Origin of the sequence: Pseudomonas sp. PS02288 (assembly GCF_029959715.1) — a bacterium.
Lineage (GTDB): Bacteria > Pseudomonadota > Gammaproteobacteria > Pseudomonadales > Pseudomonadaceae > Pseudomonas_O > Pseudomonas_O kuykendallii.
Genome location: NZ_JASCPA010000092.1, coordinates 1 through 11348 on the forward strand (window position 1 = coordinate 1; position 11348 = coordinate 11348).

Annotated in this window: 7 protein-coding genes; 4 read left to right on the forward strand and 3 right to left on the reverse strand. The window is 70.2% G+C overall.

The window, feature by feature from the left end; all coding sequences use genetic code 11:
* Positions 1–107: 107 nt before the first annotated feature.
* The 3 genes from QMX85_RS22350 to QMX85_RS22360 all read right to left on the reverse strand — a co-directional run bounded on the left by QMX85_RS22350 (position 108) and on the right by QMX85_RS22360 (position 3504).
* Positions 108–401, reverse strand: a complete 294-nt coding sequence (locus QMX85_RS22350) for a hypothetical protein (RefSeq protein WP_282344604.1) — start codon at positions 399–401, stop codon at positions 108–110.
* Positions 402–494: 93 nt separating this feature from the next.
* Positions 495–2219: a Na/Pi cotransporter family protein gene (locus tag QMX85_RS22355; RefSeq protein WP_282344606.1), complete on the reverse strand. Its 1725-nt coding sequence runs from the start codon at positions 2217–2219 to the stop codon at positions 495–497.
* Positions 2220–2391: 172 nt separating this feature from the next.
* Positions 2392–3504 (reverse strand): PilT/PilU family type 4a pilus ATPase, encoded by a 1113-nt coding sequence (locus QMX85_RS22360; RefSeq protein ID WP_282344607.1) that lies wholly within the window; start codon positions 3502–3504, stop codon positions 2392–2394.
* Between the two features lie 118 nt (positions 3505–3622).
* On the opposite strand from QMX85_RS22360, the gene QMX85_RS22365 reads away from it, so the two are divergent.
* The 4 genes from QMX85_RS22365 to QMX85_RS22380 form a co-directional block, all read left to right on the forward strand.
* The gene (locus QMX85_RS22365) at positions 3623–4174 is read left to right on the forward strand and encodes a DUF1003 domain-containing protein (RefSeq protein ID WP_273231084.1); all 552 of its coding nucleotides are present in this window, start codon (positions 3623–3625) and stop codon (positions 4172–4174) included.
* A gap of 69 nt (positions 4175–4243) precedes the next feature.
* The gene (gene recC, locus QMX85_RS22370; RefSeq protein ID WP_282344609.1) at positions 4244–7531 is read left to right on the forward strand and encodes an exodeoxyribonuclease V subunit gamma; all 3288 of its coding nucleotides are present in this window, start codon (positions 4244–4246) and stop codon (positions 7529–7531) included.
* Entirely contained in the window at positions 7528–11100 is a 3573-nt protein-coding gene (gene recB, locus QMX85_RS22375) for an exodeoxyribonuclease V subunit beta (protein WP_282344611.1), read from the forward strand. The genes recC and recB overlap by 4 nt, the downstream gene beginning before the upstream one ends.
* The coding region (locus tag QMX85_RS22380) for a hypothetical protein (RefSeq protein WP_282344613.1) at positions 11097–11348 on the forward strand (252 nt) is incomplete at its 3' end. The genes recB and QMX85_RS22380, both read left to right, overlap by 4 nt.

The window sequence follows — 11348 nt, forward strand, 5'->3', positions numbered from 1 at the left end:
TGGCCACCCTCTTTCGAAGGTGGCCATCGCGGCGCTCTGTCTTTCAGGCCCTGAATGTCCTGCCCGGCAAAGCCGATTCCCGCTCATGCGGAACCAAGGGCGCCCTTTTAACCTACTCGATGCGTCTCGGACAACTCGGCCAGCAGTCGCGTGAGCTGCCGGCGCAGTTCGCCGAGCTCGCGGGACTTGAAGGAATGCCGGGTGCGTTCGAGCACGGCCACGGTTTCGGCAAGGGCAGCGTGCAGTTCGCCGTTCGGGTTCAGGCCCGCATCGCCGAACCAGCGGCAGAGCGGCGCCTGACTGCAATCCACCGGCGAGCAGACCACTTCGCCATCCAGGTCCATCGAGCGCAGGAGCAAACGAAGGCGCTGCTCCGTTTCCGGATGGGCGCAGACGAGCATGACGGGTGCAGCGGGTTGGCATGGCATCGGTAGCGACCATAGCGAAGGGCCATTACAGAATATCCCTCCAGTACGCCCGCCCGTTGACCCCGGTCAGCCCCGCTCGCCACCTGCCTTCGGGGGCTCGATATCGGCCGCGTCGGCCGCGTCCTGCGTGGGGCGCGGCGGGCTGAACGGGTCCGCCCCCTCGCTCGGCAGGGCGCCGGTTTCGCCATCCTCGAGCACCGCGTAGGCGCTGCTGCAGAAGAACGAGTTGAGGCGCTTCATGTCGGCGATCAGCTCCAGGTGCAGCGAGCTGGTTTCGATGCTCTGCACCACCTGCTGGCTCAGGCGTTCGACGTGGGCGTGGGCCAGGCGCCGTTCGCGCACGCGGAAGCGGCGCTTCTCGCGCAGCAGTTGGCGGGCGCCCTGGCGGTCGCCGGAGAGGAACACGGAAAGCCCCAGGCGCAGATTGGCCAGCAGCTGCTCGTGCATCTCGTTAAGTTCTTCCAGGCCCTTTTCGGAGAACGAATGGCGCCGCGCCGTCTTGTGATGCTGCAGTTTGCCGAGCATATGCTCGATGGTGTCGCCGGCGTGTTCGAGGTTCACCGCCAGCTCGATGATTTCCGCCCAGCGCCGGGCGTCCGCATCGGCCATGGCTTCGCGGGGGATCTGCGCCAGGTACAGCTTGACTGCGTTGTAGAGGGCGTCGACGTCGTCGTCGAGGCGGCGGATTTCCTGGCCCGAGGCCTGCTCGTCACGCTGCAGCACCTCTTGCAGGCGGACCAGCATGTGGTCCACCAGGTCGCCGATGCGCAGGGTTTCGCGCACCGCGTTGGACAGCGCCAGGCTCGGCGTTTCCAGCGCGCTGCGGTCCAGGTGGCGCGGCCGGGCGACGCCGTTGTCGAGGTGTTTTTCCGGCAGCAGCAGCGTGCACAGGCGCGCCATCCAGCGCACCGTGGGCAGCATCAGCAGGCAGCGCAGGGTGTTGTAGACCAGGTGGAAACCGATCACCAGATTCGCCGCCTCGAAGGTCTGCTGCTCGTTCATCCAGTTCACCAGCGGATGCAGCAGCGGCGACACCAGCAGCAGGCCGAGCAGCTTGTAGAGCAGGCTGCCCAGCGCCACGCGGCGGCCGGCGGCGGATTGCATGCTGCTGTTGAGGAACGCCAGCACGCCGCTGCCGATGTTGGCGCCGATCACCAGGCCGATCGCCACCGGCAGGCTGATCAGCCCGGCGCTGGCCAGGGTCGCGGTGAGCAGAACGGCGGCCAGGCTGGAGTAGGTGGCCATCGCCAGCAGCGCGCCGACCATCGCATCCAGCAGCAGGTCGCCGGTGAGCGAGGCGAACAGCACCTTGATCCCGCGCGATTCGGTGATCGGCAGGGCGGCGGCGACGATCAGCTGCAGCGCCAGGATGATCAGGCCGAGGCCGATGAAGGCGCGGCCGAGCTGGCCGATCCGGGTCTGCTTGCGCGAGAGGAACAGCAGGACACCGGCGAAGATCAGCAGCGGCGACAGCCAGGACAGATCGAAGGTCAGTACCCGGGCCATCAGCGCCGTGCCGACGTCGGCGCCGAGCATGATGGTCAGCGCCGGCGCCAGCGCCATCAGGCCCTGGCTGACGAACGAGGTCGCCAGAAGGGCGGTGGCGTTGCTGCTCTGCACCAATGCGGTGACGCCGATGCCGGCGGCGAAGGCCAGCGGAAGGCGGTTGATGCTGTGGCTGAGGATGCGCCGCAACTGCGAGCCGAACACGCGTAGGATGCCGGTACGCACGATGTGCGTGCCCCACACCAGCAACGCGATGGCGGAAAGCAGATTGAGCAAGGTCAGCATAAGACGGCCTCCCTGGCGATCGATGTGCGTCGGAAATGCCGGGTCGCCTGAGCGAGCAGGCGCGGCGGATACCTTTGGGTGGACAGGATAACGACTCCCGGGTTCGCTTCATGGCACGGCCGGCGGGGCGATTATTACAGGAAAGTTTCAGTGCGTTGGATGCCGTGCCGGCTCAGCCGCCGAGTCCATCGGCGTCCGGCGCGTTGCCATCCAGGCGGATGCGCAGCGCAAGGTCGGTGCGCGACTCGGCATTCTTCAACGCCTGTTCGAGACTGATCGCCCCGGATTGCTGCAACGCGAAGAGGTGCTGGTCGAAGGTCTGCAGGCCGCTTTCCGGCGCGCTGCCGATGGCGTCCCTGAGTTCGCCCAGTTCGTCGCGCTTGATCAGGTCGCGCAGGTGCGGGGTCGCCAGGAGCAGCTCCACGGCCAGCACGCGGCGCTGCCGCAGCCCAGGAATCAAGCGCTGGGCGACGATCGCCAGGAGGTTCTGCGAGAGGTCGGCGAGGACCTGCTTGCGCGCGCCCTCGGGGAAGAAGTGCACCACCCGCTCAATCGCCTGCAGGCTGCTGGTGGCGTGCAGCGTAGCGACGCACAGGTGGCCGGTCTCGGCGTAGTGCAGGGCGTGCTGCATGCATTCGGCGTCACGTACCTCGCCGAGCATGATCACGTCCGGCGCCTCGCGCAGCACGTTGCGCAGCGCGGCGGCGAAGCTGTGGGTGTCCAGGCCGACCTCGCGCTGGTCGACCAGCGAGCGCTTGTGCGAGTGGATGAACTCGATGGGGTCCTCGATGCAGAGGATGTGCCCGCCCTTGCGCGCGTTGCGGTGGTCGAGGAGGGAGGCGAGAGTGGTCGACTTGCCGGAACCGGCCGCGCCGACCACCAGGATCAGGCCGCGGTCGAACAGCGCTAGGCGCTCCAGCGGTGCAGGCAGGCCCAGCGTGGCGAGCGCCGGGATATCGCTCTTCACATGGCGCACGACCATGCCGACCTCGCCGCGCTGCAGGTAGACGTTGGCGCGGAAGCGCCCGACCTGCGGCACGCTCACCGCCAGGTTGAGCTCCAACTCGCGCTCAAACTCGGCGACCTGCGCCGGATTCATCAGCGCGTAGGCCAGTTGGCGTACCGCTCCGGGCCCAAGAACCGGGGCTTCCAGCGCCACGGAATTGCCGTCGACCTTCAGGTGCGGCGGCGCGCCGACGCTGAAGAACATGTCCGAGCCGCCGCGCTCGGCCAGTTGGCGCAGCAGGGTGTGGATCTCCTGATCGGGGACGCTGTGATCGTCCATTTCGTCGTTGCTCCTGCTGCGCTTCCTGGGATCGGAGGCGCATGATCGTGCAGGTGACGCCGCGGCGCAATTCGACGCAGGCGCCGCACCGCCCCCATCGTTGCACCGCGAGGAAACCATGCAGCACAAGTACGAAGAAGTCGCCCGCAACCTGCTCGGCGCGCCCTATGGCGAACTCGACGAAAACGCCCAGCGCGTTGCCCGTCACCTCGCCAGGCACACGCCGATCGCGCGTAACACCGCGCAGGAAGAGGAGGATGCCGCCAGCTTTGGCCAGCGCGCCGCGGATGCCATCGCCAGTTTCGGCGGTTCCTGGGCGTTCATCCTCTCGTTCATCGGGCTGATCGTGGTCTGGGTCGGGCTCAACTCGCTGATCCTGGTCCGCTACGACGCTGCCTTCGACGCCTATCCGTACATCCTCCTCAACCTGTTCCTGTCGATGCTGGCCTCGATACAGGCGCCGCTGATCCTGATGTCGCAGAACCGCCAGGCGGAGAAGGACCGCATCAACGCCGAGCACGACTACGAGGTCAACCTCAAGGCCGAGCTGGAAATCATGCTGCTACACGAGAAGGTCGACGCCCTGCGCGAAACCCAGTGGCGCGAACTGGTGGCGATGCAGGCGCAGCAGATCGAACTGCTGGAGCGGCTGGCGCAGCGGCAGGCCTGATCGGCTCGCGGCGACGTGAACCGGCGGTGAACTGATAACCTAGGCATTCCCCCGGCAGACCGCGCATCCATGCTCAACCTCTACCACGCTCCCGATCTGGAAACCCTCGGCGCCCTGGCCACGCGCCTGCTCGCCCAGCCGCAACGCGACCCCTTCGCGCCGGCGCGCGTGGTGGTGCCGAGCCAGGGCATCGGGCGCTGGCTGACGCTGCAACTGGCGCGCGAGCAGGGCATCGCCATGCAACTGGAGGTAAAGCTGCCGGCGGCGTTCGTCTGGGACCTCTCGCGCCAGGTGCTCGGCCAGTTGCCGGAACAGTCGGCGTTCACCACGGTGACGCTGACCTGGCGTCTCTACGACTGGCTCTGCGAGCCGGCCAACCTGCAGCGCGCCGAGCGCCTGCAGCGTTACCTCGAGGGTGGCGACGAACGCCGGCGATTGTCGCTGGCGGCGAAGATCGCCGACGTGTTCGACCAGTACCTGCTCTATCGCGACGACTGGCTGGCGGCCTGGGAGCGCGGCGCGTTGTGCGACCTCGGCCCCGACGAAGCCTGGCAGGCGCTGCTCTGGCGCGAGCTGACCGCCGACGGCCACCCGCACCGTGCGCGTCTGCTCGACGACCTGCTGCAACGCCTGTACGACCCCGCGCCCCTCGCCGACCTGCCCGAGCGCCTGCTGGTGTTCGGCATCAGTTCGCTGCCGCCGCATCACCTGCGCGTGCTCGAGGCCCTGGGCCGGCACACCGAGGTGGTGCTGTTCGCCCTCAACCCGTGCCGCGAGGCCTGGGGCGATATCCGCGACATCCGCGAGCTGGCGAAACAGCCGGAGCTGAGCCCGGATGAATGGTATCTGGATGTCGGCCACCCGCTGCTGGCCAGCCTCGGCAAGCAAGGGAGGGACTTCTTCGACAGCCTGTTCAGCCTGGCGTCGGCCGACGGCAGCCAGGAGACCGGGCTCTATTCGGAAGACGCCGATCTCGTCGACGACAGCCTGCTGCACGCTTTGCAGCACGACATCCTGCGCCTGCGTACGCGCCAGGCCGACGAGCGCATCGCGCTGCGCGCGGACGACCGTTCGCTGGAGCTGCACGTCGCCCATTCGCCGCTGCGCGAAGTGGAAATCCTCCACGACCAGTTGCTCGCGCGCTTCGCCGCCGACCCCGGCCTGACGCCGGACCAGGTGGTGGTGCTGACCCCGGACATCGAACGCTACGCGCCCTACGTCGAGGCGGTGTTCGCCTCGCGCACCGGCGCGTCGCGGCAGGCCTCCCCGCGCATTCCGTTCAGCCTCGCCGACCGCAGCCTGCGCGCCGAGCTGCCGCTGCTGGAAGCCTTCCTCGAACTGCTCGCGCTGCCGGAAAGCCGCTTCGCCGCTGAGGACGTGCTGGCCTGGCTGGAGCAACCGGCCATCGCGCGGCGCGCCGGCATCGAGGCCGAAGACCTGCCGCTGCTGCGCGACTGGCTGCGCGACGCCGGCGTGCGCTGGGGCCGCGACGGCGAGCACCGCCGGGCGCTCGGTCTGCCGGACGACAACGCCTTCACCTGGGCCCAGGGCCTGGACCGCCTGCTGCTGGGCTTCGCCGCGCCGCCCCAACTGGCCGGCGAGGCACTTCCGCTGCTCGGCGACAGCCTGCCGCTGGACGCCCTGGAAGGCGCGCGCGGGCAACTGCTCGGGCGCCTCTGCGCCTTCGTCGGCACGCTCGCCGGCCTGGCCGAACGCCTGCAGCGCGCGCGTCCCCTGGCCGACTGGGCGCTCGACCTGCAGGGGCTGATCGACAGCCTGTTCGACGAGCGCGAAGCCGGCGACACCCTGCTCTTGCTCAGCCAGGCCTGCGCTGCGCTGGCACGCCAGGCCGCGGATGCCGGCATCGTCCGCCCGCTGGAGCTGGCCCTGGTGCGCCAGCAGCTCGGCGCCGCGCTGGAGGCCGGTGGCGGCGCCTCGGGTTTCCTTACCGGCGCGGTGACCTTCTGCACCATGGTGCCGATGCGCAGCCTGCCGTTCCGCCAGGTCTGCCTGCTCGGCCTGGACGACGGCGCGCTGCCGCGTCGCACGCCGGTGGCCGGCTTCGACCTGATCGGCAAGAAACCGCGCCGGGGCGACCGCGCGCGGCGCCTCGACGACCGCTACCTGCTGCTGGAAACCCTGCTCTCGGCGCGCGACGGGCTGTACCTCAGCTACGTCGGCCGCGACCCGCGCGACAACGCCGTGCTGCCGCCCTCGGTGCTGGTCAGCGAGCTGCTCGAGGCCGTCGACATCACCGCCGTTGCGCCGAATGGCAAGGCCAGCGCCGCGATCACCGTCGCGCACCCGCTGCAACCCTTCGCGCCGGGCAACTTCCAGCAAGCCGGCCAGCAACTGGGCTTCTCCGGTTCTTGGTTCCGCGCCGCGCAACGCCTGGCCGAGGCCCCGCTGCTGAGCCCGCCGCCCTTCATCGGCCAATTGCCGGAGCCGGGTGAAGAGTGGCTCACGATTGAGCCGTCGCAGCTGCTGCACTGCTTCCGCCATCCGGCGCGATTCCTCCTCGAACAGCGCCTCGGTTTGCGCCTGGCCGACGAGGAAGAAGCCATCGCCAGCGACGAGCCGTTCGCCCTCGAAGGCCCGGCCCGCCGTGGCCTGCGCACCCTGGCACTGCAAGCGGTGGAGCGCGACTGGAGCGAGCAGGATGAGCGTCGCGTCGCGCGCGCCGCCGGCTGGCTGCCGCCCGGCGAACTCGGCCACGCGCTGTGGGGCAAGCTGCGCGGCCCGGTGCGCGCCTTCGCCCCGCGCTTGTTCGAGGCACGCCCGGAGGATGCGCCGCAGCCGCTGCTGGTGGATGTCACCCTGGCCGGCGTGCGCGTGCATGGCTGGCTCGACGGCGTGACCGCCAGCGGCCTGTTCGACTGGCGGCTTTATGCGCCCGGCGCCTGGGACTTGCCGGGTTTCTGGCTGCGGCATCTGCTGCTGAACGTCGCCGCCGGCGAAGGGATCGCCCGCGACAGCCTGCTGATCTCGCCGGCCGGCGACTGGCAGCTCGGCCCGCAAACCACTCCGCACGCGCTGCTGGAGCCCTGGCTGGCCGCCTACCGCGAGGCGCTCAGCGCGCCGCTGCCGTTCCTCACCCGCAGCAGCCACGACTTCGCCAAGGCGCTGGTCACCCCCAGCGCGCGCAGCAAGAAGGAGCCCCTCGAGGCCGCCCGCGGCGCGGCGCAGAGCGCCTGGGTCGGCGCCGACTTCAGCCCGATTCCCGGCGAAGCGCTGGACCCCTGGTACGCCCTGGCCTTCCGCGACCGCGACCCGCTCGGCGAACGCTTCGAGCAACTCGCCGAACAGCTGCTCGGCCCGGCGCTTCTGGCCCTGGCCGCCGACGAGGAGGACGCATGAGCCTCGACCTGCAAACCTCATCCTTCACCGGCCGCTCGCTAATCGAGGCGAGCGCCGGCACCGGCAAGACCTGGACCCTGACCGCGCTGTACGCGCGCCTGCTGCTGGAGCAGCAGCTCGGCGTCGGCCAGATCCTCGTGGTCACCTATACCACCGCCGCCACTGCCGAGCTGCGCGCCCGCATCCGCGCGCGCCTGGCGGAGCTGCTCGCGGTCTATGAGGGCACGCCGAGCAGGGACGACTTCCTCACCGAACTGCACCGTCGCCACCCCGGCGAGGACGCGCGGCGGCGCCTGCTGCTGGCCGTGCATGGTTTCGACGAGGCGGCGATCTTCACCATCCACGGCTTCTGCCAGCGTGCCCTGCAGGATTCCGCCTTCGAGGCCGGCGGAGACTTCGACAGCGAGCTGACCCAGGACGACCGCGAGGTGCTCGACGCCTTGCTCGGCGACGCCTGGCGCCACGTGCTGGCGGAGGCCGACCCGGCGTGGGCGCGCTACCTGGCCAAGCAGAAGATCACCCCGGCGGCGCTGCGTCAGCGTCTGCGCAGCCACCTGGGCAAGCCCTACCTGCGCGTCGAACCGCGCGAGGCGCCGGCGCAGGACGCACTGGCCGCCGCGAGTGCGGCCTGGGAGCAGGCCGCGGCGCTGTGGCGCGAGGCCGGGCAGGCGTGGGTCGACGAGCTGCGCGCGCACCCCGGGCTCAGCCAGAGCACCCACAAGGTCGGCAAGTTTGCGTTGTGGCAGGGCGAGCTGGAGAGCTACTTCGCCGACCCAGCCGCGCTGTTCGAGCCTCCCCAGGCGCTGGAAAAGCTCGGCACCGCCGCGTTGGCCAAAGCCTGCAAAAAAGGCCATGAGGCGCCGGTCTGCGCCCTGGCGCATGCCCTCGATGAGCTTGCCCAGGCGCTGGCCGAGGCAATTCCCGCGGGCAAGCAGAAGCTCATCGCCCTGCAAGTGCAACTGCTCGACCAGCTCAACGCAGAGCTGCCGGCGCGCAAGGCGGCGCAGCGCCTGCTGGCCTTCGACGACCTGCTCAACCGTCTCGACGAGGCGCTGCACGGCCCGGCCGGCGACGACCTGGCCGCGACCCTGCGCTCGCAATACCCGCTGGCGCTGATCGACGAATTCCAGGACACCGATCCGGTGCAGTACCGGATCTTCGACCGCCTCTACCCGGTTGTTCCGGGCGAGTCGCGCAGCAGCCCGGGCGGCGACCTGTGTTTCGTCGGCGACCCCAAGCAGGCGATCTACGCATTCCGGGGCGCCGACCTGGCGACCTATCTCAGCGCCCGCGCGGCGGCCGCGCGGCGCTACGACCTGCCATTCAACTACCGCTCAACGCCGCAGCTGATCGACGCGCTGAACCGGCTGTTCGCGCGTCCGCAGCCGTTCGCCGAAAACGGCCTGGACTACCCGCCGGTCAGCGCCGGGGCTAAGCCTCGCGCGCAGCTGGTGCTGCCAGCGGCGGAAGGCGATGCGCCGCTGGCGCTGGTCTGGCTCGGCGACGAGGGCTTCAACAAGGGCCGCGCCGGCGAGATCGCCGCACTCGACACGGCCCGGCGCATCGCCGGGCTGCTCGCCGCCAGTGCCGAGGGCAGTGCCTATTTCGACGACGATGGCCGGCGCACGCCGTTGCGCGGCGGCGACATCGCCGTGCTGGTCGCCAGCCACCGCGAGGCCGCCAGCGTCGCCGGCGAACTGGCCGCGCGTGGCGTGCCCAGCGTGCGCCGCGGGCGCGACAGCGTGTGGCACAGCGAGGAAGCCGGCGAACTGGCCGCGGTGCTCGCCGCCTATGCCGAACCGGGCCGCGAAGGCGTGCTGCGCTACGCCCTGGCCAGCCGACTGCTCGGCCGCGATGCCGCCCAGCTGGCGCGTTGCCAGGACGACGAACGCGCCTGGGACAAGGAGCGCGCCGACGCCGAGCAGTACCACCAGCTGTGGCAACAGCACGGTTTCATGCGGGTGTTCCGCGCCTGGCTGGATCAGGAGCAGGTGGCCGAACGCTTGCTGGCGGGCATCGACGGCGAGCGCCGGCTGACCAACCTGCTGCACCTGGCCGAGCTGCTGCAGGCCGAGAGCCTGCAGCGTCCCGGCCTGGAAGCGCTGCTCGCCTGGTTCAACGGCCAGCGCAACAGCGAGGGCGCCGGCGACGATGCCCTGTTGCGCCTGGAAAGCGATGCCGAGCGCGTGCAGATCGTCACCATCCATACGTCCAAGGGCCTGGAGTATCCGCTGGTGTTCTGTCCGTTCCTCTGGGACGGCAAGCTGCTCGGCCAGTTCACCGACAGCGCCCGCTGCCACGATGAAAACGGCCAGCCGCTGCTCGACCTCGGCAGCGCGCAGCTCGACCAGCATCTGGAAAAAGCCCGGCGCGAAGTGTTCGCCGAGAAGCTGCGCCTGACCTACGTGGCGCTGACCCGCGCGCGTGACCGCCTGTGGCTGCACTGGGGCCCGGTCGCCGTGCCCAAGCCGAAGAAGGACGGCGGCCTGCCCGACGAAGGCCTGCACAGCAGCGCGTTGGCCTGGCTGCTGCACGGTCGGCAGTTGCCCGGAGACGACGCCCTCGGCGAAATCGCCGCGCACCTCAGCGAGATGCCCGGCGTGGCACTGGCGGCCGAGCTGGACCGCCTGGCCGAGAGCAGCCAGGGGATGATCGCCCGCGTGGCACTGCTCGACCGCGAAGCCATTGCCGGTGGCGAGCAGCGCGCCCAGGCGCCGGCCGCGCTGCAGCCGTTCCAGCGCAGCCTGCAGAGCGCCTGGCGCATCGGCAGCTTCTCCGGGCTGGCCGCCGGCATGCACATGGAGGCGCCGGACCGCGATGCCCTGGCGATACCGGCCGCCAGCGAGCCGGGCGTCGGTTTCTTCGCCTTCCCCCGTGGCGCGCGGGCGGGGACCTGCCTGCACGCGATTCTCGAAGACTGGGCGCGGGACAAGGCGCCGCTGGCCGAGCTGGTCGCCCCGGCGCTGAGTGCCCACGGCATCGACGCCGAGGTGTGGAGTTCGATCGCCGAGCAGCACCTGCAGCGGGTCCTGGAGACCGATCTCAACGGCGCCGGCCTGACCCTGGCCAGCCTGCAGCGCGCCCGTCGCCTGCCCGAGCTGGGCTTCACCTTCCCGGTGGCTAACCTCGACGTGCAGCGCCTGCGCGTGCTGCTCGCCGACCCCGCGATGGGCCTGGCGGAACCGCTGCGCCTGGCCGCCGAGCGCCTGGAGTTCGACAGCCTGGAAGGCTTCCTCAAGGGTTTCATCGACCTCACCTTCGAGCACGACGGGCGCTGGTACATCCTCGACTACAAGTCCAACTGGCTCGGTCCGGACGCCAGCCACTACGGCGGCGAGCGCCTGGTGCAGGCCCTGGCCGGCGAGCATTACTACCTGCAGTACCTGATCTACCTGGTGGCGCTGCGGCGTTTCCTGCGCCAGCGCCTGGCCGACTTCAGCAACGCGCAGCTTGGCGGCGCCTACTACCTGTTCCTGCGCGGCATGCCGCAGGCCGGCGTGTACTTCGCCCGGCCCCGCGACGAACTGCTGGATGCGCTCGACCGACTGTTTGCCGGAGCGGCCACATGATCGTCATAGCGCGGGCGCAACCCGCGGCTGGTTCTGCGCATCACGACGCGGGTTCCGCCCGCCTTGTGGCCTGCCGCTCCACCGTAGGGTGCGCCGCGCGCACCGCCAACACCGCGGTGGCGACCGGTGCGCATGGCGCACCCTACGGGTTGCCGATGAACCTTGCCGAATGGCCGCTCGTCGTAGGGTGCGCCGCGCGCACCGCCAACACCGCGGTGGCGACTGGTGCGCCTGGCGCACCCTACGGG

What these genes read in the sequence shown, in the direction of transcription:
- QMX85_RS22350 (WP_282344604.1), bottom strand. Translation starts at nt 401, where the DNA reads ATGCTCGTCTGCGCCCATCCGGAAACGGAGCAGCGCCTTCGTTTGCTC.
- QMX85_RS22355 (WP_282344606.1), bottom strand. Translation starts at nt 2,219, where the DNA reads ATGCTGACCTTGCTCAATCTGCTTTCCGCCATCGCGTTGCTGGTGTGG.
- QMX85_RS22360 (WP_282344607.1), bottom strand. Translation starts at nt 3,504, where the DNA reads ATGGACGATCACAGCGTCCCCGATCAGGAGATCCACACCCTGCTGCGC.
- QMX85_RS22365 (WP_273231084.1), top strand. Translation starts at nt 3,623, where the DNA reads ATGCAGCACAAGTACGAAGAAGTCGCCCGCAACCTGCTCGGCGCGCCC.
- recC (WP_282344609.1), top strand. Translation starts at nt 4,244, where the DNA reads ATGCTCAACCTCTACCACGCTCCCGATCTGGAAACCCTCGGCGCCCTG.
- recB (WP_282344611.1), top strand. Translation starts at nt 7,528, where the DNA reads ATGAGCCTCGACCTGCAAACCTCATCCTTCACCGGCCGCTCGCTAATC.